We start from the raw sequence: 25,365 nt of genomic DNA, 5'->3' as shown, positions 1-25,365 counted from the left end.
TCACCTATTCAATTTTAATTTGGAAATTATCCTTCATATATTGAATTGTATCTTCTTTACTAACTAAATGCTTTTGAGGGATTTTCTTTTTTTGAATTCTTCTTTTTTTGATTCTGTAACCTGGTTTTTCAAAGGTTACATTAACATTAATACCAAAAATACCAATGTCTGGATCATATCTAATTCCTGGCATATCAATGTGCTCACCAATTCCAAAAGAAACATTGCCAAATTCATCAAATTGAGATTCTCTCAAAATATTACCTATGCCATCTAAGACTAATTTAATTGCATTATTTGCTTTTTCACCGCGTAATGTGACTTTGCAAGCTATTGGTTGATGTTTTCTAATACCAAATTCAGGGTTTGTAACTTTAGAATAAGTTTTAACAGGTTCTTGACTGGTTAACTCAGTTAAAAGATTAATTGCACGAGAAAGTCTTTCTCCACCTTCACCAACACCAATATTTAAAGTGGCTTTAGCAATATGTACTTCTTCCATTGGATTCATTATTTACCTCCAGGAAGGGATATAATCGCTTTATCTTTACCAATTACAAATGCATAGTCTCTTAAAGTGACAAAAGTATCTTTTTTACTATTTTCAACAACAATAGTATTTGGATTAGAAGATTTATTAACTACAATTTCATTAATTTTACCTATTTCACCAGTATGCTTACCTGCAGTTACCAATACAGTTGCTCCTTCTTCAAAAGAGAAAGATTCAGTAATCTCTTGTTCAGGTACTTTTAAATTAATAACATCCCCAACAGAAATATCTTCTTCAGTTAATAAATTTCTACCATCATGAAGATTTAACTGGTTTTTACCTTCCTCAATTGTGGTTTTATTTGATACTTTACATAATTTAAATTCTGCATTTTCTTTAGGAATAACATGTAAAGTTAATCTGCCTTTAGCATCAGGTAAAACCCTATAAGTCTCATTTGTATCTGGAATTTCAATAATATCCATGAAACCAACAGGAAACTTGTAATCTTTACTAATTCTACCATCGATTAAAATCTTACCAGTGTTAATTATTCTTTTTGCTTCACGAGCAGTGTCTGCTAAAGATAGAATATCTCTAACTACTATTAACAATGATAAAGAATCCTCAATAGCATGAGGTCCAGCAGAAGGTTTAACAGTCCATTTATTTTCTTTTGGATGAATAGACCAATTTTTAGGAGCTTTAAATCTTTTTAAATGCTTTCTAGATCCCATATTTGCCATTTTATTCTCCCCTCTCTAAAATTTTATTTCTTCTATCATCTTTCATATCAGCATCAACAATAACAAGATTTGATGGATGTATAGGGAAAACAACATTAGTACCATCAGTTTTATTTACATTGACCCCTTCAATGAGAACTTGAAACTTTTTAACATCAACTTTTTCAACTTTACCTTCAGTGTCTTTAAATTCACCACGAACAACTTTGACAGTGTCCCCAACTTTTACAGCTAAAGATCTTTTACCAAAATCTTCTCTTAAATCATGACTTAAATTAACATTCATATATTTACGACGAGCATGAAGTGGTGCATTGTAAAGAACTTTTCTTTGTTTTCTTGGTTGTTTTGACATATAATCACCATAAAACTAATTTTTAAATAAATATTATATTAAAATGCTTGCAGCACTTCCAACACTTGGCCATCTATCAGCTGCTTCTTTAGCAACAGGCCCTCTAATTTCAGAACCTTTTAAAACACCTTCAGGAGTTATAATTACTGCAGCATTGTCCTCAAATTTAACACGAAGACCATCAGCACGACGATATTCTTTTTTTTGCCTTACAACAACTGCATTAACAACTTCTCTTCTCATATCAGCTGTGCCTTTTTTAACAGATGCAACGATTAAATCGCCAACACCAGCCACATCAAGTCGACGACGGACACCTTTATAACCTTTAACTGAGATAATTTCAATTTGACGAGCCCCAGTATTGTCTACACATTGAAGGTTTGCACCAATAGGAAGGGACTTAGAAATATTTGACGTTAATGCTTTCATTGTGAAACACCTTTAACTTCTACAAGCACAAAATGTTTGGTTTTACTTAAAGGTCTACATTCAGCGATTTTTACAGCATCTCCAACATTTACATCTAAACAATCAGGTTTATGAACACTGACTTTAGATTTTCTTTTTTCGTAACGCTCGTATTTTTTTATAAACTTATAAAAACTTCTTTCTACTGTAATTGTCCTTTCTGCTTTGTTGGTTGCAACAATTCCCTCAAGGATTTGTCCACGAACAGGTAAACTTCCATGAAAAGGACAGTTAGGATCATTACATTCTTTTTCTGGTTCTGGAACATCAAGACCGACCATATTATCACCTTAAATTTTTTTAAATTTTTTTTTGATTCTATCTTCAGGACGTGAGACTAAAATTTTCCCATTAATTTCAACAATTTCTCCATTTGGAAGAAATATATTCATTATAACTACATCCTTAGGAATGATTTTTATTTTTTTATTTTTAGTTAAATCGCTTGAAACTTCTAAAGATAATGTCTTTTTACTTTCATCAACTATTTTTCCGTACAAACCAATAAGAGAATCATTAGAAGAATTTACTATCTCCATATTCAACCCTATTAACTCATGACGAAAAATATTATTTGCATCTATCATATTACATCTATCATATTGATACATAGTTTAATAATATAAAATAAAAATTTAAATAAAAATCAAAAATAATTTTGTAAAATGAAAATATTAAGAAATAATTTTAAAAATGAAACTATTAAAAAACAATTTTAAAAATAAAATTATTAAAAAATAATTCTTAAAGTCTTTTAAAATATAATTTTAAAAATTCTTTAACTGGAAAAAACTTTAGTTATAACAATAAATCATTAGAAAACTTACTTTCTAGATTTTCTCTTATTGAATTTTTTATTGGGTTCTCTAATTTCAATTGTATCAGAAGAAAAACCTAAATCTGCAAGAACATCTTTAACTTTTTTCTTATGATCTCCTTGGAGTTCAATTTGACCTTTTTTGGCAGTTCCCCCACAAGCACATCTATTTTTTAGCTCTTTAGTTAAATCTTTAATATCAACATCATGTTCGTCGATACCTTCAACAATTGTCATAAGTTTTCCAAATCGCCTTCTTACTGTAAAAACTTTAACAGTTTGAACTTCTTTTGCAATTTCCTCACAAACACAAAGTTCTTCTGGAAGACCACAAACATCACAAATTTTCATTTATTTCTCCTTCTGTTTTTGACTAATAATAGTAATAACACGAGCTATAGTTCTTTTTAACTCTCTAATTTTGCCCGGATTCTCATTAATACCAGCAGCAGCACTTTTAGAAATGTTTTTTGCTAATTCACTTTTGAGCTCATCTAATTTCTCTTGAATGTCCTCAATTTCCATTTCCCAAATTTCTTTGCTTCTTAAAATTGCCATTTTATCAACCTTGATAATTATTGAATCTAAAATAAATAAAGCAAAAATAAGATTTAAAAATATGAAAAATATAAGTGTATAAAAATTATAAATGTATAAAAATTATAAATCCATAAAAATTATTTATATATCATATTAAAAATCTTAAAATACTTAGAATATTTAATTTGATTCATCACCTTCTTCTTCATCAACCTTCTCAAGGTCATCGATGTCTTTTATATCTTCTAATTCCTCAGTAACAGGCTCAACTGACTCATCAGATTTATTACTTTCAGAGGTTTCTACATCTTCAAGCCCTTGACTATCTTCAACCTCTTCAAGGTCTTCGATATCTTCAAGTTCAACAGACTCATCAACATCATCGATTTCTTCAATATCCTCAATATCTTCAATGTCTTGAGCATCTACATTTTCATCAGTTGATTCTAATTTTTCTAACTCTTCAATATCTTCAACAACAGAATGATCTTTTGCATTAGTGTCATTATTTGATTCTTCTACTGGTTTTTCTATTGATTCTTCTATTGATTCTTCAATTTTTGGAGGAAGAATATCAACTTTATCTGGTAAATCAGCATCAGGAGGCATAATTCTTACAAAAATACCTAAAACTCCAGGTTTTAACTGAACAGTAGAAAAACCTTGTTTAACTAATCTAATTGATGGTTCACCACATTTTTTTATGTATCCTTCAACAAATTTGGCTGTTGCAGATCTTGAACCTCTAATTTTACCAGAAATTGTCACTTCAACACCTTGAGCTCCTGCACCCATAATTCTTCTAATAGTAGAATAAGCTACTCTTCTAAAGTGCATACCTCTTTGTAACATTGAAGCTATTTTTGAAGCCTGTATTTTAGGATTTAATTCTGGAATATTTACTTCTTTAACTTCTACTTGAGGATTGTCAAGGGAATATTCTTCTCTTAATGTGTCAGTAATAGATCGGACAGTTTTTCCTCCTCTACCAATAACCATTCCTGGTCGTTCAGCATAAACAACTACCATTGTTCCAAGAGGATTTTTTTGAACATCCATTCCTCCATATCCTGCTCTTTCTAGCTTAGATTCAAGGAATTCATCAATTTTAGTTCTTTTAAGTCCTTCTGTAACAAAATCTTTTTCTATCATATTTAGACCTCCCCTAAAACAATTTGAATATGTGTAGTTGGAGTGTTAAAAGGAGTTGCTCTTCCAAATGCTCTCGGAATTGATCCTCTAAAAATAAAACCTCTGTGACTAGAGATATGTTCAATTTTTAAGCTTTCAGTATCTAAACCAATGTACTCTGCATTAGCTTCAGCATTTTCTAAAACTTGTAAAATATGAGTTGCAGCTTTAACAGGATAGCGACCACTTGGCCATCCTTGAAGTCCTTTCCTGTGACCAACTTTTTTATTGTGTCTTTTAAAAGGAACAGCTTTATTCATATTAATAACATCATTTAAATAATTTTTAGCTTTTTCGACTTCCAGTCCTCTAATTTCCCTACAAATTTCAACAGAATGCTTTGGAGAAATTTTTAATGACTTGCCCATTGCACGAGCAGTCTTTTTCTCTTCAAATTCTTTGTTGTCCTCTTTATTATAAGCATAATTAACTTTTACCATATTATAAACTCCGTAAAACTCTTATAAGTATCTTAAGAAATCTCTACAAAAATATTTACAAAAATATCTATAAAAATCTCCTTATTTAAGAGGTACAAACATAGAGGAACGTGTAGCTCCCATACCTGGGTCTCCGTGTTGAACTTTTTGGCGAGTAGGTGCAAATTCACCAAAATAACAACCAATCATTTCAGGAGTAAATGTTACTTCAACAAAGACCTTTCCATTATAAATCCCAAAAGTAGTTCCCACCATTTCAGGAAGGACTATCATATCCCTACAATGAGTTCTAACAACAGTAGGTCTTCCACCTTCTGTTTCTTCACCTTTCAACTTTCTCATTTTATCAAGAACAGCTTGTTGTCTTGGTAAAAATCCTCTTTTCAATGACCTTCTTTGTCTTGAAGGGAGTAATTTAATTATGTCATCTAAAGACATTTCTTTTAATTCTTCAATAGTATAATTATGATATTTAAAAATTTTTCTTGCCAGAATAGTCACCTCCTTAACTACCTTCTTTTACCAGTTCTCTTTGCAGCAATTGAACCAACTTTTCTACCTGGAGGAGCATGTCTTGAAACAGTAGTAGGCTTACCAGGGTGTTGTCTATTTCCACCACCGTGAGGGTGATCTACAGCATTCATTGCAACTCCACGAACTGTCATGAACTTTTTACCTTTTGCTTTATAAGCATGCCATCTATTACCTGCTTTGAGGTATGGTTTTTCTTTTCTTCCTCCACCAGCGACAACACCAATTGTTGCTCTACATTGAGGATGGAAAGATTTTAACTCACCTGAAGGTAATTCAATAACAGATTTATCTACATCATGTGTAATTAAAGAAGCATAAGTTCCAGAAGACCTTACTAATTTTCCACCATCCCCAGGACGGTTTTCAATATTGTATATCGGAGTCCCTTCAGGAATTTCTGCTAAAGGTAATGAATTTCCAAAACTAATTGAAGCTGAAATACCACACTCAATTGTATCATCAACTTGAATAGTTTCAGGAGCTAAAATATTCCTTTTTTCACCATTTTCAAATTTAACAAGAGCTATTGGGGCATTTCTACCAGGATCATGAATAATTTCTACAACTTGTCCTTTTAAGCTTGATTCTTTTTCTATTTGATCATAGACTCGGTATTGAATTTTATCTTTAAATCTAAAAGAAGCACTACGATGGGTTGGAGTTCCACGACCTCTTCTCTGATGTATTAAACGTTTTCCCATAAACAGTCCCCCTAAAATACTCCCATACGAACAGCTACATCTTCTGCCTTATTTTCATTTACTAACTTAATAAAAGCAATTTTAATGCCTTTTGAAGTAATATGAGTATTTACATTTTTAACAGATTCTTGAAATAATTGTTCAAATGCATTTTTAATCTGCTTTTTATTACTTTCTCTGTAAACAACAAATGCAAGTTCATTTTTTTCTTCAATAAGATTCATTGTTTTTTCACTAATATGAGGTTTTACAATAATTGAATAAGCATCCATAATATCACCAAATTTATTTTCAATAATTCTTTTCATTACCATTTATATATCTAAAATAAATGGTTAAAGAAATTTATTGAAATAAACCTCCTAATTTTTCTATAGCAGATTTAGTAAAAAGAGTTAATCTACCAGGATGAGTCCCAGGAGCCAATAACTCGGCATTTAAATTTTCAACATTAACCACATCTACACCAGGATAATTTCTAACAGCTAAATTAATACCTTTATCCTCACCAACAACAACTAGTGGTCCTTTTGCAGTTCTGTATTTTCTGCCTCTGAGTTTTCCTTTTCCAGATTTAATTTTTTTACTATTTTTAGCACGAGTAAGATCATCAATAAGACCTAATTTCTCAAATATTTGACGAGTTTCTTTAGTTTTCTTAATTGATGAAAATTCATCATCTACAATTATAGGAAACTGAGGAACATTTTCAACTTTATGTCCTCTATTGGCAACAAGTTCTGATTTAGATGTTGCAGCAACAGCAGACCTTATTGCAAAACGTCTTTCTTTAATGTTAATTTTCTCTTTATACGTTTTAACAGGTCTAGGTGGGTGAGCTCTTCTTCCACCAATAGCTTGTGGTATAAATGCTGCCTTAGAACCATTTTTAATTCTAGGAACCATAGCAGCTCCTCTACCAGAACCCCAACTTTTTGCAGATGTTCTTTTGCCTGCCATTGGATCAGTACCCCAAGGTTGAACTCTTGCTGTCTGAGAAGAAATAACTGCTCTTTTAATAAGATCGGGTCTAAACTCTTCATTAAATATTTTTGGAAGTTCTATCTCTTCAACAACTTCCCCTTCAATTGAATAAACATTAACTTTCATATAATCACACCGATAATAATATAATACATATACTAATTTTTTATTTCTATCTATACACCTTGTTTAGACTTAGTACTTATGAAGTTAATTTGCGGTGCTTCTTCAGACTTTCCATGAGCCCTAATAGCTTTTCTTAAAACGACTAATCTTTTATTTGGACCTGGAAGGGAACCTTTTACTAAAATGAAATCATTTTTAACAAATCCATATTTAACAAATCCACCATCAGGATTTACTTCATCTACTTGAGATGAATCAGCAATTTTTAAGATTTTTTTATTAAACTCAGTTCTTTTATGATATCCCATCTGTCCTGCCATTGGAACAGTCCACATAGTTCTTGATGGAGTCCATGGACCAATAGAACCAACATGTCTACCTTTACTACTTCTTGCAGCTTTACCATACTGAATTCTAATACCCCAACGCTTAACAGGACCTTGGAAACCTTTACCTTTAGTTGTAGCAATTGCATCGACAAGCTTGCCTTCTTGAAAAATTTCTTCAGCTTTAACTTCATTACCTAAAAGCTCTAAAGCATTATTTAATTTTTCTTCAGAGTTTTTACCACCGATTCCTATTTCTAAAATTTCAGGTTTCTTTTTAGGAACAGAAGTTGCTTTAGGATTTGTATGAATGAATACCCTTATTTCTTCAGTATAATCTAAGGCGTTTTGAAGTTTTTTAATAGCTTCTTCTTGATTGTAATTTTTAGGAAGTGTGATTTTCCTAGAAAGCTCTTTATCTAAATTGTCAGCAAGGACTTCTGTAATAACTTTTAATCCTTTAGTAGTTTTTTCATATGCCCTAATTCCCATAACTACAACTGGTGGAACTTCTAAAACAGTCACCGCTGTAGATACATCCAGTCCAAAAGTAGGAGAATTTTTATCATTGTCAACTAATATGACATGAGTCATTCCAACTTTATAACCTGCCAGAGCTAAAAGTTTGCCCTCATCTTCACTAGGCCATGCATGGATACTTGGAGTTTCTTTTGCTACTCTTTTTCTTGGAGAAAAAGCAACAGACCCTTTCCTTGGTTGATGATGTCTAACCATTATTTACCTCCTTAATTATTCTATTGAATTATTTTATTGATTTATTCTATTGATATTATTTTATTGATTTATTCTAAATTTTATAATTTTGAATAATTTTTTAAAAAATTCTTTAAATAAATTTGATTGAATAAATTTAATTGTATAAATCCAAGTGAATCATTGATTGTTAAAATACTAATAGAATAAGCATTATAAGCTATATATTCTATTACATCATCAAATATTCATTATGATTTAGTTTAAGATTAATTAATCACTTTAATTAAAATTAAGAGAGTATAAATAATATTAAACATATCATTAGATTATAAAAGATATTAAACCTCATTAGATAAAAATATAATCTATAAGATATCATATTTTTAGTTTTTAATTAAAAATATAATACCTTAAACATAATATAAGATAAAGAATAATGAACAACCAATGAACAACTTAAAAACAGCTAAATAAATTAACTTATTAAAATTAACTAAAAAAAGATAAGTCATTTAAAACAATCTATTGAGCAATGCCAATAGATATGCAAAGCTAATTAATGTTAATTGATTAAATTAATTAAGATTAAATTAATAGCATTTAAACTAATTACAACAGTAACACTAACTAGATAAAATTTAAACTAATTAGTATGACCTGGTCACAATTTAAAAAAAGGCAATATTGAATTTTAGAAATTCAAGACATTTAATATAGCCATTGTAGAAATAACTGCTTCTTCAGCCCTTACAGTTTCTGTTCCTTGATCTGGAATCATATTAATCTTAATATATTCCCATAAAGAACTATCAATATTCTCGCTTATGCCAGAATAAGGACCTCCAAAACAAACAGCAATATTATTTGAATTTTGAATCTTAGATTCTAAATCATTAAAAATAGTATTTATTTCATCACCAAATTTAGTAGTTTCAATCACTAAATCGGGTTTTATTAATTTCAAGCTATTTTTAAGAGTTTTTTGAGAATAAGATGCATCATATCCCCAATATATGCCATCTGGTACTTCAGGTGTGACAATTATCTCTTTAGCAAACTTAATAATTTTAAAGCTAAAAACTTTATTTACCGTGAGTTGCTCTTTGCAAAAAGCCAGTTGATCTAAACCAATATCTACAAACGTTCCTTTTTTATTTCTTTTAAGAGTCAAACCTTGCCTATAAGTCACTGATTCTTCATCCATAGTTGGATGATTAGGAGTTCTAAGTGGAGGCAAAATTCCAGCATGCTTTAAATCAGCCTGTAAAGGAAAAACTTTTTTTCTAAGATATTGAGGAGTATCCATAAATTGAAGGATGTTGGCAATTAACTTACCATCTTTTTCAAAATCTTTGTCTGAAGATATATCTTTGTAAATTATTACTCGATTCGCTCTAAAAATAGCTGTTGCTCTTCCTATAATTCCAATTTTAGAAGATTTAAGCTTTAAATCTTTAGTTTCACTAAGAAAAGAATCTGGTAAAAAAATAGATATCTGTTTTTTTTGCATTAATCAATATATATTTTTATGAACATATAAATATATCCATAAAATATTTATAGCTATCACTGGGAAACACAAACTCAGTATCATATCAACTATAATACTGGTAGCTTTTATTGAAAGACTAAGCTACTTATTTATACAATTTATATATATTTAAAAAAATCATATTTAAATGTATCGATGAATATTAAAAATGGGTAAGCAAATATTAAAATATATTTTTTATGTATTAATCCCTAAGTTATAAATTATTTATAGATTATTTATTTATTTTTTCAAACCTAAAAGCAGTAACTTTAACATCTTTTGATTCTTTAGAGTGGAAATTATATATGTTTGCTATAGGAAAATTATAAGAAAATTTATGAGTCAATTCACCTCCAAATTCACTAAAATATTCTATAACAAACTTTTCAGTACTTTTCATATGAAAAGAATAAACAACAGGAGATATTTTCATTGCAAACTCTATAAAATCTCTATCTGCAGATTTTTTAGATTTTTTTTGAGAACCAAAAGGAGGATTTTGAATAACAGTATTAATATTCAATAAACAAGGGAATTTTTTCTTAAAAACAAATTCACTATCTATTATTTCTAAAATATGTTTTATGTCTTCAGATATAAATTTAATATTTTTTAAATTTAATTGTTTAGATGTAACTATGGCTGATTTAATGGATTCATCATCAATATCTATACCTAAAGAATATTTTGAATCTAACAAATTAGAAGCTATTGAGAAAATGCCTGTACCACATCCTAAATCTAATATTCTTTTATTATGTATATCTCCAATATTGAATGCATTCCACATTAGATCTGAAGCTATTAATGATGAGGTAGAATATTGTTCAAGTTCAACTTTAGGATTAGGATGGCTAGGAACTTTTTCTAAGAAAATTTCTAAGTTTTTCTTCTTTTTAATAATCATATTATCCAAAATATAAAATTAAGTCCTAAATAAATTAATATCTAAAAAATTATATTTAAAGATAAAAAATTATATTTAAAAAAACTAAAATAATTTAAAAAATATTATAAAATTAGTTATAAAGTTAATTATAAAACTAAATTATAAAAAAATATTTAATTTATAAACTAATATATTATTAATAAAAGATATTATATATATAATATATTAAATTTACTAAATTATTAAATTTACTAAATAAATATATTAAATTATTTTATAAATAAGTATAAAAAAAAGGTAAAAAATAGCTTAAAAATAAAATAAAAATAGCTTAAAAATAAAATAAAAATTATCAAAATCATTTCACAATATAAGAGGAAAATATGTTTAATAAAATTCTTATTGCAAATAGAGGGGAAATAGCTATTCGTATAATGAGGGCTTGTAGGGAATTAAATGTTGGAAGCGTTGCAGTTTATTCAGAGGCAGATGAAAAATCCCTTTACACTAATTATGCTGACGAAAAATATTTAATTGGAAAAGCTGATCCAAAAGATAGCTATTTAAACATTGAAAAGATAATAGCTGTTGCAAACGAATCTGGAGCAGAAGCCATTCATCCAGGTTATGGATTTTTAGCTGAAAATCCCCAGTTAGCTATTGAAGCTCAAAAAAACGGAATATCAATTATAGGTCCTTCACCAGAGATTATTGAATCCATGGGAGATAAAATAACTGCAAAAAAATTAATGAAAAAAGCAAATGTCCCTGTTATTGAAGGAACAGAAAAGGGTATTAGTGATGTAAATGAAGCTAAAGAAATAGCTGCTGCAATTGGATATCCTGTAATTATCAAAGCTTCTGCTGGTGGTGGAGGCATAGGAATGAGAGCAGTATACGAAGAAAATGAAATGGTTAGAGCAATGGAATCTACTCAAGAACTTGCTTTAAAAAATTTCGGAGATGCAACAGTTTTTATTGAAAAATATCTTGAAAAACCACGACATATTGAATTCCAGATATTAGCAGATAAATATGGAAACACAATTCATGTTGCAGACAGAGAATGCTCAATCCAAAGAAGGCATCAAAAGTTAATTGAAGAAGCACCATCCCCTATTATGACTGAAGAATTACGAGACAAAATGGGTGGAAGTGCAGTAAAAGCTGCTGAATATATTGGGTACAACAGTGCAGGCACTGTTGAGTTTTTATATGAAAATGATGAGTATTATTTCCTTGAAATGAACACTAGAATACAAGTAGAACATCCCATTACTGAAATCATTACCAATATAGATTTAATTAAAGAACAAATAAAAATAGCCTCTTGTGAAGAATTATATTACTCACAAAGTGATGTTGTAGTTAGAGGGCATGCAATTGAATGTAGAATAAATGCTGAAGATCCATTAGCTGATTTTATACCTACACCTGGAAAAATTACAGGATATAGATCACCTGGAGGTCCAGGAGTTAGATTAGACAGTGGAATACATACAAACTACACTATTCCTCCATTTTACGATTCTATGATTTCAAAATTAGTTGCCAATGGAAGAAATAGAAATGAAGCAATAAATAGGATGAAAAGGGCATTAAGTGAATATGTTATATTAGGAGTTAAGACAACTATTCCATTCCATAAAGCAATTATGAAAAATCAATACTTCATTGATGGGCATTTACATACCCATTTTATTGATGAATATAGAAAAGGAATTGAAGAAGAAATGATCAAGGTAATAGCCGAAGACACAGAAAGATTAAATCGTTTAAAATCAACATTTATGCCAAATCATAAAATTGCAGCCATTTCAGCAGCAGTTGAATATTATATGACACAACCAAGAGGGAAAAAATGAAAAATGAAATTATCAAGATTTTAGAAGAAAATGAAGACAACATCAATATAAAAAAAATTCCATCACAAATTACAGATGAAAATGAATTAGCAGAACTTTTAAAAAAAATTGGTTACAGTTCTTCAAAATCAAAAAAAAGGCAGGAAATAAATAATTATCTTAAAACCTATTACATTGGTAAAGAAATTTATTTGTTTAAAGAAGTTTTATCTACAAATAATGTTGCAAAATTTTTTGCAGAACATGGTACAGATGAAGGTGCTGTAATAATCTCTGAAACACAAAGCAAAGGAAAAGGAAGCAGAAGAAGAAAATGGAAATCTCCAAAAGGAGGAACATGGCTAACAATTGTTTTAAGACCTGAATTTTCCCCATCAAAAGCACCTTTAATTACATTAGCTACAGGTATAGCAGTTGCAAGAACTTTAAGAAAATATGGTGTTGATGCTCAAATAAAATGGCCTAATGATATTTTAATAGCTGGTAAAAAGGTTTCTGGGATTTTAACAGAAGCAAATGCAAAATTTGCAACATTGGATTATGTTGTAGTTGGTGTTGGAATAGATAGTAACATAGACCCTAATGAGTTTCCAGAGTTAAATAAATACGAAATTACATCATTAAAAGAGGAATTAGGTAGTGCAATTAATGAAAATAAGTTAATTGCTAACTTTTTAAATGAATTTGAATTAGTATATAATGATTTAAAAAATAAAAAATTCAAGGATCTCCTTTTTGAATGGAGAAGTCTTGCTCACACTATAGGCAATTATGTTGAAGTCCACCAACCTCTTGGAAAAACTTTAAAAGGATATGCAATTGGAATAAACAAAAAAGGAGCATTAATTATTGAGCTAAACAATGGAGAATTAAAAAAAATACTTAGTGGAGAAGTAATAAACCGAGACAAACCTTAAATCACTTTGACCAAAACAATTAATTTATTATTGCCCAAAAACAATTAATCTAGACTTTTCAATAGAATTAATGACTTTTAAAAATTTATCAAAAGCAGATTCAAATTTACTGGCTAAAACTTCCATGTTTAAATCTAATGCATCATTAGATGCAAAATCAAAGCGAATAGTAGATGATGCACCAGGCATAGACACAGCAGGAATAGTAATTATTCCTTCTGATTTAAGTAAAATAAAAGACAAAATAAAAGACAAATCAGATAATGAAAAATCATTTAAATTAAAGTAATTATATGAATTATTATTATTATTATTATTATTATTATTATTACTGTTATTAGTATTATTATTATCAGATAAGAAAGATTTTAAAAGAGTTTCATCGATTAAAACACCAGTAGGAGTTTCTTTAAAAAAGGGATAATTAGCTCTTAGAATATCCAAAAAGTCATTCCTTTTTTCAAAAGATTCTAATAGTTTACTTGAGTCAAAAGACTTTAAGCCATTTATCATTGCCAGAATGGCTGAAGATTGTGCTTCAAGACCAAATTGGTTTGATTTAACCTTAATTTTATTTATTAAATCTTTTTTTCCACTCATTAATCCTCCACGAGGTCCAGACATCAATTTATCAGTGCTTGTAATAACCAAATCGGCACCAAGTTCAATTGCAGCTTTTTGATTATAAATAGCAGTTCTAATTCTCGCACCGGAAGCATCATCAACGAAAACAGGTATAGATTCCTCATGTGCCATTTCAATTAATTTTTTAAAGATTTTTTCATCTATAATCTTGTGATCCATTGTTGAACCAGTAATGACTAAAAGAAGAGTATTTTTAGGAATATGAAATTCATCTAAATCATCAAATTCAATATATTTTCCACCACAAAGATTTACACTTCTTTCAATAGCTGGATGACCTGGTTTTTCAGCAGAATAATGAACAAGCCATTTATTTTCCTCAATAGAATTATTGCTAACATCTCTATTAATGTTACTATTAATACTGCTGTTAGCATTACTACTAATATTGCTATTAATATTGCTGTTAGCATTACTATTAATATTATTATTAGCATTACTATTAATATTATTATTAGTATTACTATTAATATTGTTATTAGTATTATTAAATAAGGCCATTACTGTAGCTAAAATACCTGAGCTTGTTCTATTAAAAGCCAATACTTTTTCTCCGCCAAGATGTAATTTAGCCAAAATTTCTAATTTTTCTTCAAAAATAGCTGGACCAAGATAAGTTTCTAAAAGACTAATTTCATCTAAACTTACCTTAAAACCACCAGATAATCCAGTTAAATCTATTAAACCTTCACGACCATATTTCTCAAAAATAGATTTAATAATTTTTAAGCTATTCGTTCTCTTTTTAAGCTCATCTTGTGGATTATTAATTAACATTTTATCGGATTATAGTAATAAAAACATGTAAACATCATATAAAATAAAAAGAATCATAATTTAGTAAAGGGTAAAAAATTAAAAAAAGATAGAATATTAAAAAAAATATAATATTAAAAAAAATTAAAAAAAGATTCTAATAAAAATATAAAATATATTAAAATAAAAAAAATTAACAAATTAAATCTAAAAATTTATTCTAATACATCATCTAGCTGTAGTTTGAAACCATCAAATAACTCTAATAATAGGTCTAAATCTTTACCTGTAATTTCTATTTGATGTGCTTCCCCTTCTTTTTCATAATAATATTCTGCAAAAGTGACTTTTCCATCAGGGGTAGTAATAAAATTAATACCATCGGCTTCTTCTTCAGGGTTTTTAGTTGGTAAAAATATTTCAACACTAGCAGCTAATTCTATAAAAAATTTGCTTTTCTCTTCATCATTTTTAATAGCTTTTTTAAACTTTCGGATTCTTGATTTATATTTTTTTTCTGTAAGCTCTTCTATTTCACTCATAAAAATCACCATATATATGAACTAATATCTCCATATCATAGCCATAAACATCTATATCAATAAACCACAATACTTTCAATTAAAAGCATGCGAAATATTTTAATTAAAGTTATATTTAATTAGATTTATTATTTATTGTATTTAAATTAGATTTATAGTTTGTTATATTTAAATTAAATTTATTAATTAAACATTAAAAAGCTAATAAATTGATTATAAAGTTAATAAATAAAGTGATAAATAAATTAATAATAATATTTTTAAGAATAAAAATTTATTTAACAATAAAATTTTTTTAAATAAACTATATAAATATAACTATTTTAATTTGGATAATTACAAAAAATAAAAAAATAATTGAAAAGTAGTGATAAAATAATTAAAAAATGTAATAAAATAATTGAAAAATGTAATAAAATAATTAAAAAAAATGAAAAACTAGTACAAAAATATTAAAAATGTTAGGAGTATTAAAAATATTAAAAAAAATGCAGAAAAGTTAGGCGGGTGGTATGGTGGTTACCTAACAATTCTGCAAAATTATATAGTGTCTTAACATATATAAGTTTTTGGATATATTTAAAAAAAATAAAATCGAAGGTAAAAAAAAGCTAATACAAAAATAATATATATGGATATATATAATAACATATATTAAAAAAGCATGTATTTATTTATCATATTAAAAAGTTAAAGCTATATCATTACTTATCATTGAATAAATTAATTTTTGATAATTCTAAAAATAATTAAAATAGTGGCATAATGGCTTAATTAAAAAAAAAATGGAGTATTAGATGAAAATAAATGTTTTAGATACCACATTAAGGGATGGAGAACAAACCCCTGGAGTTTCACTTACCAAATCAGAAAAACTTAGAATAGCTAGTAAATTAGATGAAATTGGTGTGAATATTATTGAAGCAGGTTCAGCTATTACATCTGCAGGAGAGAGAGAATCTATAAAAGCAATAAGTAAAGAAGGTTTAAATGCTGAAATTTGTAGTTTTGCTCGTAGTGTTAAAGTAGATATTGATATGGCACTTGAGTGTGATGTAGGTTCTGTTCACCTTGTAGTTCCAACATCTGATTTACATATTAAAGAAAAATTAAACACAACAAGGGAAAAATTGCTATCTCAAGCTGTTGAATCAACAGAGTATGCTCTTGATCATGGATTAATCGTTGAAGTATCTGCTGAAGATGGAACAAGAAGTGATATTGACTTTTTAAAAAAAGTTTTCACAGAAACAATAGCTGTTGGAGCACAAAGAATCTGTGCATGTGATACAGTTGGGATTTTGACTCCAGAGAAATCTTATGAGTTTTACAGTCAACTGAAAGATCTACCTGTTCCTCTAAGTGTTCATTGCCATAACGACTTTGGATTGGCTGTTTCAAATACATTATCTGCAATTAGAGCTGGTGCAAAACAATTTCATGGAACAATTAATGGAATTGGTGAAAGGGCAGGAAATGCAGCTATTGAAGAGGTAATTCTTTCATTAAATAGCTTGTATACTGATTATGAAACAGATGTTAAAATAGATAAGCTTTATGAAAGCTCCAAATTAGTTGCAAGATTAACTGGTGTTTATTTACAACCTAATAAAGCAATTGTTGGTGAAAATGCATTTGCACATGAATCTGGAATTCATACTGATGGCATAATAAAAAATGCTTCCACTTATGAATCAATCACTCCAGAAATATTAGGAAGGAAAAGAAAATTTGTTTTAGGGAAGCATATTGGCTCAAAAGGATTGAAAAAGCGTTTAGATGATTTAAAATTAAATTATAACGATGATCAATTTGTTGAAATCTTTAAAAAAATCAAATATCTTGGAGATTTAGGAAAATGTCTTAGTGATGTTGATTTAGAGGTAATAGCCGAGGAAATTTTAGATATACAAACTGAAACAAGAATTAAACTTGAAGAACTTTCAATTGTATCTGGAAACAAAGTAATTCCAACAGCTTCAATAAAACTTAAAATAGATGACAAAGATATATTAGAAGCAGGAATTGGTGTTGGACCTGTTGATGCGGCAATCAATGCTGTAAAAAAAGGAATAAAAGATTTTGCTGATGTTAAATTAGAAGAATATCATGTAGATGCGATTACTGGAGGAACAGATGCATTAATTGATGTTATTTTGAAATTAAAATCTAAAGATAAAATAATATCTGCAAGAGGAACTCAGCCAGACATTATTAATGCAAGTGTAGAAGCATACCTTAGTGGAGTAAACAGGCTACTAGAAAACCAATAGAAATGGAAAAATTAAAAAAAAATACTATAAAACAAAGGTGAAAATATACTATCAAATGTAGATATTGCAGGATTTAGAGGAGAAATAGAAGATATTAATGAAACTCTTAAAGACATCGAAAATATTAAAAATAGCTGTTGTGATGGCTGTATTATTCAATTAATGAATGCAGAAGCAATATCTGGAAAAATTCACCTAAAACATGCCGTAATCCATGCTTTAAATGCCTTTGAACGAAAAAATAATTTAGCCAATAATTTAGGAATTGAAATCCTAACAAGAGCATCAGCACAGAGACAAATTTCAAAAGCATTTGAAATACTTGGACTTAAGAAAGGAAATATGGAAATAGCTGCTGTTTTAATTAGTTGTCCTGATTACTACCTTGAAGAATTATCAAAACTATTTAAAAGAGAAGATGATGTTCTAAACCCAAATAATGATAAATTAAAAAAAATATATAATATTTCAAATGAAGAATTAAAAATCTACAATATTACAGATATTTTAATTGATAAAACATCACAATTAATTGTAGAACAATAAAAAAAATAAACAGCAAACTTAAGATATGATGATACCAACATTTATTACTGTAGGATTTTGGGGAGTACTGGGAAGTATAGCACTTATTTTAGGTGCCATTATTGGCTATCATTTTAATATATCCGAAAAAATAGTAGCTGCAATCACAGCTGTTAGTGCGGGTATTTTATCATCAGCAGTATGTTTTGAATTAATATTTGAATCATATTCATATGGAGGGTTTTATCCAACAATAACTGGTTTTATCATTGGTGTTCTAGCATTTACAGTTATGGATTATACTTTAAATCATTTAAATAAAAAATACTTCAAAAATCCACTAAAAAACTCTGAATATTATTCTTTTGACTATAAAAATAATCATAATGATGAAAATGCTTATTATAATAAAAAGAAAAATTCAAGCTTAAAAAAGTTTAAAAATAAAATTAAAGGATTTTTTATACATAAATACCAAAAACCTTTTAATAAATACCAAATAGAAAGTATGGTTACTGTTTCTGGTGCATTATTAGATGGTATTCCTGAATCAGTAGCTATTGGTTTAGTATTGATTATAGGTGGACCAATAAGTTTAGCCATGGTAGCAGCGGTTTTTATCTCAAATACTTTTGAAGGAATATTAAGCACAAAAAACATGAAGCTAAGTGGATGGAGAAAAAAATCTATTTTTAGTGTTTGGATATTTGTCACTATAATTACAGGCATATCTGCAATGTTAGGATACATAATATTCTCCCAAACAGATCACCATATACTCTCGTTTGCCTTAGCAATGGCTGCTGGAGCATTAATTTCCATGATTGCCGATGTTTTACTTCCTGAAAGCTATAAAATAACACATGAATTTACAGGACTATTTATGGCATTAGGATTTTTATTATCTTTTATTTTATCCCATTTATAAGTTAAAATAAACTAAAACTTTTCTAGAAGATACGATAAAATTTTTTTATTTTTTAAAAAAAATATTAATTTTTTATTTTTTTATTTCATTAATTGATATGTTAAGTATCTTATTTTATACTTTATTTTTTATAATAATTCATTGCTTTAAACCTCTTTTAATAAATAATATTTTTAGTTTTAGTATTTAGTTTTGTTTAAGATTTTTTTATGATTTTTTGAAAGGTTTAGTTTGTCGTTTAGTTTGTCAGCCAAGTCATAGTTAGTTTTAAGAAAATTTAGTTATGAATATAAACTATGAAAAGGGAGGAAATAAGTATATACTTAAAAAAAAGTAAGCTCAAATTAAAAGACATTTTCACAAATATTAATTATTTCATCAAGATTTTCTTTGTTCAGAGAGTTAGCATCCAAATTTTTTATTTCAATAGCTAAAGCTTTTTCTTTAATACGATTATAATTTGGGCATTTAGTTAAAATAGATTTTCCTTCAACAGTCTTTAAATCTTCGTTTAAAATCTTAAATAAATAATTTGGATTATCATTAGAAACTATTAAATTTATTCCTCTTTTATCATGATGAATAACATTGCTAAAAGACTTTTTAAGGTATCTAGTTGCAGTAACTGCCTTAGTGAAATTTTTTTTTGCATTGTTTAGCTCTGTGTCTATTCCCCTTGCAATAATAGGAGAAACTTTAAATGTATTGAGTAAAAGTTTAGAATTAGAAAAAATATTTTCATCATTAGATGAAATAAAGCCACCATAGCCAAAATTTACAATTTTTGGAGAACCCGAAGAGCAAACAATAATATCAGAATATCTTCCATTGGCTAAATGTTTTTTATCATCTCCTATACCTCCAGAAACATCTTCAACCAATGTTACTTCATTTTCATCACAAATTTTAGCTATTTCTTTAATATCCTGCTCGGCAGTATATCCAGCAAAGCTTGTTAAAAAAAAACCAGAGCTATAACTTACAATTGAGGAATATTTATGGAAAGAATCCTCTAAATCATCTAAATTTATTAATCCTTGATTGGTTTTAATAGAAACTATTTCTTTTTTTAAAAATTTAGCTATTTGTTTAAATCCATGCCATGCACCCTGATCAGGGATAAAAATAGGTCCACTTAAATTGTTCATAGCTATTAAAATTGCAGAATTTCCACTGTTAGTCAACTTAGCATGATTATGTCCAGTCAAAGAACTAATATGATCTTCTGCTGATTTAAAATATTCTTTTTCATTAAAGTTAAACCCATCATATTCAATAACTTCTAAAAGATCTAATTTAGATTCATTAGAACGTTTTTTATAGAACAAATCCATCATATCACCAAAAAAATAAAATAATAATAAAATAATAAGCAAATAATAAAATAATAAGTAAATTTTAAATAATACAAAAAATCAATAATAAAAATAAAATTCAAGTTAAAATCTCTAAAAATATAAATTAAACTTGATATTTTTTATCTTTTTTAAAATATGAATCTAAAGTTGTTTGTTTGTATTGAAGAAGTTCTTTAAGTAAATCACTTTGTTTTGTATACTTATTTAAAGGAATTTTAAGTTTTGATGAAAGATAATTTAAAGAATCTTTTAATGTTTCAAACTCTTTATATTTGCTATTCATTGCATGACGAATATTCTCTCTAACATTAAAAACCCCTAATGGAACATAACCTTCATATGCTTCCCTTAAAACAATTACTCCTGATTGAAGTTGATTTTTAGCCAAATAATCTAAAACAGCCATTTTACAAGTGTAGTAACATCCCCCAACTGAAGAATACTCTTTTTTATCTGTATTTGTTTCATAATCTGAAAATATCATTTCTTCTTTGCCTAAAATTTGGATAAATGCTTCCATCCATTCATACTGCCACTGCCCTGGAAGTAAAATTATACCATAGTAATTTTTTAAACTACTAAATTCAAAAATTCTATATGTATCTAAAGTATTGTAGTATCTAACTTCTTTTAAGAGATTATTAGCTATTGTGCTGTCGCAAGCTGTAATTGACCATCGGGTTGGAACCAACTTCCGGTTTTTTTTTAATCCAAATGCTCCAACAGAGAAAGCCTTTTGCATAGATGAGAAAGGAATCTTTTTTTCATGAAAGTTCATTATAGCATCATTTGATAATAAGTCAGTGTCATAAAAAGACTTTTCTAATTGTTTGTCCCAACGAACATTGTCTATTTCAAACTTTTCAATAACTGCACTTGGACCGTGAGGGGTGCTATCCTCACTTAACTGCATTCCTCGTGGAATTTTTCCAAATTTAGCTTCACTATCAATAGATTTAGAAGAAAGTGAAATTTCTTGAAGTTTTTCAACAAAAGGATTTTCTAAATCATTTATAGATATTAATTGTTTTCCTCTAACAAGGTTTAATCTGTAATCAATGATTTCTTCCTGTGTTTTATTTTCATTAATCCATTTTTCAGGAGAATCCATAATAGTTGTATCCCCATGCTCCCCTACCATCATTGGACCCGCATAAACCTTAGGATAACTCCATCTCCCAATAAAAACTGAAGGTGGTGTACTGCCATCTAAATTCTTCCCTACTTTAATCGATTTCATCTTAACTTTATCAGTTAACTTTTTCAAGTAAGCATTTTTCGATTTAATCATGAAACCAATATCCCTTTGAAATTTCAAAAAATTCTAAATAAATTTAAAAGATATCCAAAAAACAAAATAAAAAAATCATATAACAAAAAAATTAATCATTAAATCAAATCAATGTTTTTAAATTAAACCAGTCAATTAATCCATAACTAAACAATGCAACGCCATCTGCCCCACTATCCAATGCTCCTTGACAAATTTGTCTTAATTTATCTTTTGGAATTGGAGTGAGATTTGAATCACTCTCATATGTCTGTATACCTATACATAGATTAGCAAAGCCAGCATTAGATTTAAAATAATCAGTTGTCTCATTGACCCATTTAGGACCAGCCTTATAGTTACCCATATAAATCATAGGAACTATAACATCAACATAATATGAAATTGCTTTAATGTCTTGACCATAATTTCTTTTATCTTCTTTTTCAGGCATTACTGCAATTGAGAGAGTTAAATCTTTATCTTTAACAGGTTTACTAGCCATTTCAACAAATTTTGTAATTGCTTTAGATGGAGTAATATCATCAGAGTACCCATATTTATATGCATCACCAGGATAGCGAACATAATCTAAATGTATTCCAGATATTCCTGGAATGTGTGTATACCACTCAATTTCAGCGACTTTTTTCTTAAAAAAAGGATAATTAAAATCTTTAGTTTTGCTATCTATAGGATTTATCCACTTTCTATTGTAAAAGCATTTAACCCAAATATGAACTTTTATTCCATGTTCATTAGCTTCTTTTACCCATTTAGCAACTTTTTTCTCTCCATACAAATCAACTGCATTTGAATTTAGAAATATATTTTGCACTCCATTTTTAGAAAGTTGATTAAAGTCTACACTTTCCATGTTTCTTCCATTGATCCAAACAGCATTCCTAATATGATCTTTATTATAAAGGGCAAAAAGTAACACGGTAGAAGATATTATTAGCAATAAAACTATAAAAATAATTATATGGTTTCTATTTAATTCCTTCATTTTATCAAAAAACTTTTAAAAAAATAAAACAAATAAGCAAATAAAACAAATTAACTGCAATGCCAATAGATTAAAATTAGCTTAAAATAGCTTAAGTAGTTTTAAAATAATTAAATTACTTAAAATAAAATAGCTTAAAATAGCTTAAATTAGTTTAATATAGCTTAAATTAGTTTAAAATAGCCTAAAATAACAAAAAATACAGAATATATATATTTATTCATCATATTCTACATGAATTTTTTTAACTCTTTTATCTTTTTCGTCATCTATTAAAATAAGATTTCTTCCATTTTTAAGCATTATGACACCGGCTTCTTTTCCATGACCACAACAAACATACTGAGCACATTCAACATAACCAATACAATTATCATACCCTTCAGGAGATGGCATTTCTCCACAACGAACACATGGACGTTTTATATCAGCTATTTCTCCATTATCTGCATAAACATCTTTGTCATTTGGCCAATTTATAATTATTTCATGTCCTCTTTGAAACTTCCGTCCAGTATTTTTATTTTTTAAACTCATTTTATCGTTGTATTAAACTAATTATAGTTGGAAAAATTAAAAAAATATTTTTTTAATAAAAAAAATGAATAAACACTTAAAAATTAAAAAAATAAATAATAAAAAGATTAAATAATAAAAAAAATAAACAATTAAAAAAAATTATTTAAAATAATATAAAGGAAAAAGAAAAACAATGAAAAAAAAACTACTTAAAAAAATTAGTTAAAAAAGCTAGTTAAAAAAAGTAAATAATTAAAAATAAATAAAAAACTAATAAAATAAGATAAATTAGTTACTTTTCATTAATAAGAGCTTTAATTAAGTCATTTGCACGAATAATACCTATTAACTCTCCTTCTACACCAGTAACAGGAATTTGTTCAATTTTATTGTCTCTCATCCTTTTAGCACAATCAGTTACAGAAGTTTTACTATTTGCTGTAGAAATGTTCTGAGTAGCAACATCAAGAACTTGCTTGTCAAAAAATTTAAGGTGGTTTTTTTCCACATATAAAACAGAAGTACTGTCCCAAGACCATTTATCTCCTTCAGTTCCTACAGTAGAGCTATGGACACTTGTTTCTGAAATAACCTCACTTTCTTTAATAAAATCGGTTTCTGTTATTATTCCACTTAGTTGACCTTGATCATTTAATGAAACAACACATTTTAAGTTAAAAAATTTCATTATTTCAAATGCTACATTTAAAGGAGTTTTTTCCCAAGTTGTTGGGATAGTTCTAATCATATAACTTTCAACAGGTTCTTTAATCTCCATATCAGCAATAGCTTCTGAAACAAAATCTGAAGCTGTTACAATTCCAATTAATTCATCATTTTCTAAAACAGGAACTCTTCTAACATTTGCTTTTAACATTTTTTTAGCAACATCTTTAATATCTTCATTTAAAGTAGTTGTAACTAAATCTCTTGACATTATAAGTGCTAATTGTTCTTCATCAGGATTTTGAATTAAATCTGATCTTGTTACAATTCCTATTAATGTTTTGGTACCTTCTTTAACAACAGGCAATCCTGAAACATTTTCACTAATCATAAGCTCCAAAGCTTTATCACGATTTCCAGGGACTGAAACATAAGCTATTTTTTCAGTCATTATATCTTTTATTATCATTTTTACACCAGTAAAGTAAATAAATCAATATGAATATAATACAATCTAAACAACTTGTAAAATTATAAAATAAACTAATAAAATAAATTATGGAATAAATTATGGAATAAATTATGGAATAAAAAACTTAAAAACATGAATTAAAGAATATTATTAATGGACAACTAAAACTGAACAAGATGCAGATTTAATTACTTTTTCAGCAACACTCCCTATAATGAATCTTGATAATCCCGTTTTGCCAGAGCTTCCAATAACTGCAACATCAATTTCCTCAGTAACTATTGTATCTAAAATATTAGCTGCAGGAGAACCTTCAGAAATGATTTTTGTTACTTTAACTTCATTTCCATCACTGTTAACAGATTTTTCAAAATCCTCTAGGACAGCTTCAGCTTTTTTCCTTAAAATATTCTTTAAATTTTTAACAGAATCATCTTCAGGGATTCCGATATAAAAGTTGATTTCAATTACACTTAAAGCAATTAATTCTGCCCCACTAGATTTTGCTAAAAATTTTGCATGCTCTGCTGCTTTTTCGGCATAACTTGATCCATCGGTAGTAAACAATATTTTTTTATACATTTTAACACTTGAATTTTTAAAATAAAACTAAGATTAATATAATTTCTAATTGAAAAACAATTACTATCTTAAATACACTTATTATTTATAAAAAATAATTATTATCTATAAAACTATAATATTATTATCTATAAAATATAATTATTAATTTATTTTATGATTAATTTATTTAAT

29 protein-coding genes and 1 pseudogene are annotated in these 25,365 nt (G+C 27.8%); 5 read left to right on the top strand and 25 right to left on the bottom strand.

All coding sequences use genetic code 11. The features are described from left to right. Positions 1–4: 4 nt before the first annotated feature. The 17 genes and pseudogenes from MBCUR_RS07380 to MBCUR_RS07300 form a co-directional block, all read right to left on the bottom strand. A complete protein-coding gene (locus tag MBCUR_RS07380; RefSeq protein WP_067092120.1) occupies positions 5–511 on the bottom strand; it encodes a 50S ribosomal protein L5 in 507 nt (168 codons plus the stop codon). Continuing rightward, positions 511–1,239, bottom strand: coding sequence for a 30S ribosomal protein S4e (locus MBCUR_RS07375; protein WP_067092118.1), 729 nt, complete (start codon positions 1,237–1,239; stop codon positions 511–513). The genes MBCUR_RS07380 and MBCUR_RS07375 overlap by 1 nt, the downstream gene beginning before the upstream one ends. A 1-nt stretch (position 1,240) precedes the next feature. Next, positions 1,241–1,594: a 50S ribosomal protein L24 gene (gene rplX, locus MBCUR_RS07370; RefSeq protein ID WP_067092116.1), complete on the bottom strand. Its 354-nt coding sequence runs from the start codon at positions 1,592–1,594 to the stop codon at positions 1,241–1,243. Positions 1,595–1,627: 33 nt separating this feature from the next. Then, entirely contained in the window at positions 1,628–2,026 is a 399-nt protein-coding gene (locus MBCUR_RS07365) for a 50S ribosomal protein L14 (RefSeq protein ID WP_067092114.1), read from the bottom strand. After that, on the bottom strand, positions 2,023–2,346 hold the full coding sequence (locus MBCUR_RS07360; protein WP_067092113.1) for a 30S ribosomal protein S17: 324 nt from the start codon (positions 2,344–2,346) through the stop codon (positions 2,023–2,025). Before MBCUR_RS07360 ends, MBCUR_RS07365 begins: the two co-directional genes overlap by 4 nt. Positions 2,347–2,355: 9 nt before the next feature. Next, entirely contained in the window at positions 2,356–2,652 is a 297-nt protein-coding gene (locus MBCUR_RS07355; RefSeq protein ID WP_067092111.1) for a ribonuclease P protein component 1, read from the bottom strand. A gap of 236 nt (positions 2,653–2,888) precedes the next feature. Continuing rightward, a complete protein-coding gene (gene yciH / locus MBCUR_RS07350; protein WP_067092109.1) occupies positions 2,889–3,233 on the bottom strand; it encodes a stress response translation initiation inhibitor YciH in 345 nt (114 codons plus the stop codon). After that, entirely contained in the window at positions 3,234–3,440 is a 207-nt protein-coding gene (rpmC, locus tag MBCUR_RS07345) for a 50S ribosomal protein L29 (protein WP_067092107.1), read from the bottom strand. Between the two features lie 521 nt (positions 3,441–3,961). Continuing rightward, positions 3,962–4,574 (bottom strand): annotated as a pseudogene (locus MBCUR_RS11080) (30S ribosomal protein S3); the annotation flags it as partial. A 2-nt stretch (positions 4,575–4,576) separates the two neighbouring features. Next, positions 4,577–5,053, bottom strand: a complete 477-nt coding sequence (gene rplV / locus MBCUR_RS07335) for a 50S ribosomal protein L22 (RefSeq protein WP_067092103.1) — start codon at positions 5,051–5,053, stop codon at positions 4,577–4,579. An 81-nt stretch (positions 5,054–5,134) separates the two neighbouring features. After that, positions 5,135–5,545, bottom strand: coding sequence for a 30S ribosomal protein S19 (gene rpsS / locus MBCUR_RS07330; RefSeq protein WP_067092181.1), 411 nt, complete (start codon positions 5,543–5,545; stop codon positions 5,135–5,137). Between the two features lie 17 nt (positions 5,546–5,562). Then, positions 5,563–6,288, bottom strand: coding sequence for a 50S ribosomal protein L2 (locus MBCUR_RS07325; RefSeq protein WP_067092101.1), 726 nt, complete (start codon positions 6,286–6,288; stop codon positions 5,563–5,565). An 11-nt stretch (positions 6,289–6,299) separates the two neighbouring features. Further along, the gene (locus tag MBCUR_RS07320; protein ID WP_067092179.1) at positions 6,300–6,560 is read right to left on the bottom strand and encodes a 50S ribosomal protein L23; all 261 of its coding nucleotides are present in this window, start codon (positions 6,558–6,560) and stop codon (positions 6,300–6,302) included. A gap of 73 nt (positions 6,561–6,633) precedes the next feature. Continuing rightward, complete coding sequence (rpl4p, locus tag MBCUR_RS07315; protein ID WP_067092099.1) at positions 6,634–7,398, bottom strand: 50S ribosomal protein L4; 765 nt, start codon at positions 7,396–7,398, stop codon at positions 6,634–6,636. A gap of 50 nt (positions 7,399–7,448) precedes the next feature. Further along, positions 7,449–8,459: a 50S ribosomal protein L3 gene (gene rpl3p / locus MBCUR_RS07310; RefSeq protein WP_067092098.1), complete on the bottom strand. Its 1,011-nt coding sequence runs from the start codon at positions 8,457–8,459 to the stop codon at positions 7,449–7,451. A 673-nt stretch (positions 8,460–9,132) separates the two neighbouring features. Beyond that, positions 9,133–9,951: a putative RNA uridine N3 methyltransferase gene (locus tag MBCUR_RS07305; protein ID WP_067092096.1), complete on the bottom strand. Its 819-nt coding sequence runs from the start codon at positions 9,949–9,951 to the stop codon at positions 9,133–9,135. Positions 9,952–10,207: 256 nt separating this feature from the next. Continuing rightward, on the bottom strand, positions 10,208–10,882 hold the full coding sequence (locus MBCUR_RS07300; RefSeq protein ID WP_067092094.1) for an METTL5 family protein: 675 nt from the start codon (positions 10,880–10,882) through the stop codon (positions 10,208–10,210). Positions 10,883–11,247: 365 nt separating this feature from the next. Here MBCUR_RS07300 and MBCUR_RS07295 point away from each other — a divergent pair, with 365 nt between their 5' ends. After that, positions 11,248–12,729, top strand: a complete 1,482-nt coding sequence (locus MBCUR_RS07295; RefSeq protein WP_067092092.1) for an acetyl-CoA carboxylase biotin carboxylase subunit — start codon at positions 11,248–11,250, stop codon at positions 12,727–12,729. Beyond that, positions 12,726–13,646: a biotin--[acetyl-CoA-carboxylase] ligase gene (locus MBCUR_RS07290; RefSeq protein WP_067092090.1), complete on the top strand. Its 921-nt coding sequence runs from the start codon at positions 12,726–12,728 to the stop codon at positions 13,644–13,646. The genes MBCUR_RS07295 and MBCUR_RS07290 overlap by 4 nt, the downstream gene beginning before the upstream one ends. A 27-nt stretch (positions 13,647–13,673) precedes the next feature. Here the strand turns inward: MBCUR_RS07290 and MBCUR_RS10400 are convergent, their stop codons facing one another. Further along, positions 13,674–15,068 carry a PLP-dependent aminotransferase family protein gene (locus MBCUR_RS10400; RefSeq protein WP_067092088.1) on the bottom strand — a complete coding sequence of 465 codons (1,395 nt, stop codon included), beginning with the start codon at positions 15,066–15,068 and terminating at the stop codon, positions 13,674–13,676. Positions 15,069–15,262: 194 nt separating this feature from the next. After that, positions 15,263–15,589: a hypothetical protein gene (locus MBCUR_RS07280; protein ID WP_067092087.1), complete on the bottom strand. Its 327-nt coding sequence runs from the start codon at positions 15,587–15,589 to the stop codon at positions 15,263–15,265. Between the two features lie 797 nt (positions 15,590–16,386). Here MBCUR_RS07280 and MBCUR_RS07275 point away from each other — a divergent pair. Genes MBCUR_RS07275 through MBCUR_RS07265 form a run of 3 tightly spaced genes read left to right on the top strand, consistent with a single transcriptional unit; the run spans position 16,387 to position 19,315 of the window. Further along, positions 16,387–17,862, top strand: a complete 1,476-nt coding sequence (locus MBCUR_RS07275) for a (R)-citramalate synthase (protein ID WP_067092085.1) — start codon at positions 16,387–16,389, stop codon at positions 17,860–17,862. Positions 17,863–17,907: 45 nt separating this feature from the next. Then, a complete protein-coding gene (gene cgi121 / locus MBCUR_RS07270) occupies positions 17,908–18,408 on the top strand; it encodes a KEOPS complex subunit Cgi121 (RefSeq protein WP_067092083.1) in 501 nt (166 codons plus the stop codon). Positions 18,409–18,436: 28 nt separating this feature from the next. After that, positions 18,437–19,315: a ZIP family metal transporter gene (locus MBCUR_RS07265; RefSeq protein WP_067092081.1), complete on the top strand. Its 879-nt coding sequence runs from the start codon at positions 18,437–18,439 to the stop codon at positions 19,313–19,315. 344 nt (positions 19,316–19,659) lie between these two features. Here MBCUR_RS07265 and MBCUR_RS07260 read toward each other — a convergent pair whose 3' ends face one another. The 6 genes from MBCUR_RS07260 to MBCUR_RS07235 form a co-directional block, all read right to left on the bottom strand. Then, the gene (locus MBCUR_RS07260) at positions 19,660–20,649 is read right to left on the bottom strand and encodes a DegT/DnrJ/EryC1/StrS family aminotransferase (protein ID WP_067092079.1); all 990 of its coding nucleotides are present in this window, start codon (positions 20,647–20,649) and stop codon (positions 19,660–19,662) included. A 127-nt stretch (positions 20,650–20,776) separates the two neighbouring features. Beyond that, the gene (locus MBCUR_RS07255) at positions 20,777–21,964 is read right to left on the bottom strand and encodes an Nre family DNA repair protein (protein ID WP_067092078.1); all 1,188 of its coding nucleotides are present in this window, start codon (positions 21,962–21,964) and stop codon (positions 20,777–20,779) included. A 103-nt stretch (positions 21,965–22,067) separates the two neighbouring features. Then, a complete protein-coding gene (locus MBCUR_RS07250; protein WP_084269610.1) occupies positions 22,068–22,952 on the bottom strand; it encodes a putative glycoside hydrolase in 885 nt (294 codons plus the stop codon). A 216-nt stretch (positions 22,953–23,168) separates the two neighbouring features. Continuing rightward, positions 23,169–23,489 (bottom strand): hypothetical protein, encoded by a 321-nt coding sequence (locus MBCUR_RS07245; RefSeq protein ID WP_067092075.1) that lies wholly within the window; start codon positions 23,487–23,489, stop codon positions 23,169–23,171. 274 nt (positions 23,490–23,763) lie between these two features. After that, the gene (locus MBCUR_RS07240; RefSeq protein WP_067092073.1) at positions 23,764–24,606 is read right to left on the bottom strand and encodes a CBS domain-containing protein; all 843 of its coding nucleotides are present in this window, start codon (positions 24,604–24,606) and stop codon (positions 23,764–23,766) included. A 153-nt stretch (positions 24,607–24,759) separates the two neighbouring features. After that, positions 24,760–25,191 carry a universal stress protein gene (locus tag MBCUR_RS07235; protein WP_067092070.1) on the bottom strand — a complete coding sequence of 144 codons (432 nt, stop codon included), beginning with the start codon at positions 25,189–25,191 and terminating at the stop codon, positions 24,760–24,762. Positions 25,192–25,365 lie beyond the last annotated feature (174 nt).

It is taken from the genome of Methanobrevibacter curvatus, assembly GCF_001639295.1.
In the GTDB taxonomy this organism is placed as follows: Archaea; Methanobacteriota; Methanobacteria; order Methanobacteriales; family Methanobacteriaceae; genus Methanoflexus; species Methanoflexus curvatus.
The sequence above is the reverse complement of the archived record's forward strand: the minus strand, read 5'-3'. Positions and strand labels throughout refer to the sequence as shown.

Excerpts from the sequence above, each read along its gene's own strand:
- MBCUR_RS07275 (WP_067092085.1), top strand. The coding sequence starts at position 16,387 with ATGAAAATAAATGTTTTAGATACCACATTAAGGGATGGAGAACAAACC.
- MBCUR_RS07240 (WP_067092073.1), bottom strand. The coding sequence starts at position 24,606 with ATGATAATAAAAGATATAATGACTGAAAAAATAGCTTATGTTTCAGTC.
- rplV (WP_067092103.1), bottom strand. The coding sequence starts at position 5,053 with ATGGTAAAAGTTAATTATGCTTATAATAAAGAGGACAACAAAGAATTT.
- rpl3p (WP_067092098.1), bottom strand. The coding sequence starts at position 8,459 with ATGGTTAGACATCATCAACCAAGGAAAGGGTCTGTTGCTTTTTCTCCA.
- MBCUR_RS07290 (WP_067092090.1), top strand. The coding sequence starts at position 12,726 with ATGAAAAATGAAATTATCAAGATTTTAGAAGAAAATGAAGACAACATC.
- MBCUR_RS07320 (WP_067092179.1), bottom strand. The coding sequence starts at position 6,560 with ATGGATGCTTATTCAATTATTGTAAAACCTCATATTAGTGAAAAAACA.
- MBCUR_RS07360 (WP_067092113.1), bottom strand. The coding sequence starts at position 2,346 with ATGGTCGGTCTTGATGTTCCAGAACCAGAAAAAGAATGTAATGATCCT.
- MBCUR_RS07375 (WP_067092118.1), bottom strand. The coding sequence starts at position 1,239 with ATGGCAAATATGGGATCTAGAAAGCATTTAAAAAGATTTAAAGCTCCT.
- MBCUR_RS07380 (WP_067092120.1), bottom strand. The coding sequence starts at position 511 with ATGAATCCAATGGAAGAAGTACATATTGCTAAAGCCACTTTAAATATT.
- MBCUR_RS07305 (WP_067092096.1), bottom strand. The coding sequence starts at position 9,951 with ATGCAAAAAAAACAGATATCTATTTTTTTACCAGATTCTTTTCTTAGT.
- MBCUR_RS07295 (WP_067092092.1), top strand. The coding sequence starts at position 11,248 with ATGTTTAATAAAATTCTTATTGCAAATAGAGGGGAAATAGCTATTCGT.
- rpl4p (WP_067092099.1), bottom strand. The coding sequence starts at position 7,398 with ATGAAAGTTAATGTTTATTCAATTGAAGGGGAAGTTGTTGAAGAGATA.
- yciH (WP_067092109.1), bottom strand. The coding sequence starts at position 3,233 with ATGAAAATTTGTGATGTTTGTGGTCTTCCAGAAGAACTTTGTGTTTGT.
- MBCUR_RS07260 (WP_067092079.1), bottom strand. The coding sequence starts at position 20,649 with ATGGATTTGTTCTATAAAAAACGTTCTAATGAATCTAAATTAGATCTT.
- MBCUR_RS07300 (WP_067092094.1), bottom strand. The coding sequence starts at position 10,882 with ATGATTATTAAAAAGAAGAAAAACTTAGAAATTTTCTTAGAAAAAGTT.
- MBCUR_RS07265 (WP_067092081.1), top strand. The coding sequence starts at position 18,437 with ATGATACCAACATTTATTACTGTAGGATTTTGGGGAGTACTGGGAAGT.
- MBCUR_RS07280 (WP_067092087.1), bottom strand. The coding sequence starts at position 15,589 with ATGAGTGAAATAGAAGAGCTTACAGAAAAAAAATATAAATCAAGAATC.
- MBCUR_RS07255 (WP_067092078.1), bottom strand. The coding sequence starts at position 21,964 with ATGATTAAATCGAAAAATGCTTACTTGAAAAAGTTAACTGATAAAGTT.
- MBCUR_RS07365 (WP_067092114.1), bottom strand. The coding sequence starts at position 2,026 with ATGAAAGCATTAACGTCAAATATTTCTAAGTCCCTTCCTATTGGTGCA.
- MBCUR_RS07250 (WP_084269610.1), bottom strand. The coding sequence starts at position 22,952 with ATGAAGGAATTAAATAGAAACCATATAATTATTTTTATAGTTTTATTG.
- MBCUR_RS07235 (WP_067092070.1), bottom strand. The coding sequence starts at position 25,191 with ATGTATAAAAAAATATTGTTTACTACCGATGGATCAAGTTATGCCGAA.
- MBCUR_RS10400 (WP_067092088.1), bottom strand. The coding sequence starts at position 15,068 with ATGTTAATTAATAATCCACAAGATGAGCTTAAAAAGAGAACGAATAGC.
- MBCUR_RS07325 (WP_067092101.1), bottom strand. The coding sequence starts at position 6,288 with ATGGGAAAACGTTTAATACATCAGAGAAGAGGTCGTGGAACTCCAACC.
- rplX (WP_067092116.1), bottom strand. The coding sequence starts at position 1,594 with ATGTCAAAACAACCAAGAAAACAAAGAAAAGTTCTTTACAATGCACCA.
- MBCUR_RS07355 (WP_067092111.1), bottom strand. The coding sequence starts at position 2,652 with ATGATAGATGCAAATAATATTTTTCGTCATGAGTTAATAGGGTTGAAT.
- MBCUR_RS07245 (WP_067092075.1), bottom strand. The coding sequence starts at position 23,489 with ATGAGTTTAAAAAATAAAAATACTGGACGGAAGTTTCAAAGAGGACAT.
- rpmC (WP_067092107.1), bottom strand. The coding sequence starts at position 3,440 with ATGGCAATTTTAAGAAGCAAAGAAATTTGGGAAATGGAAATTGAGGAC.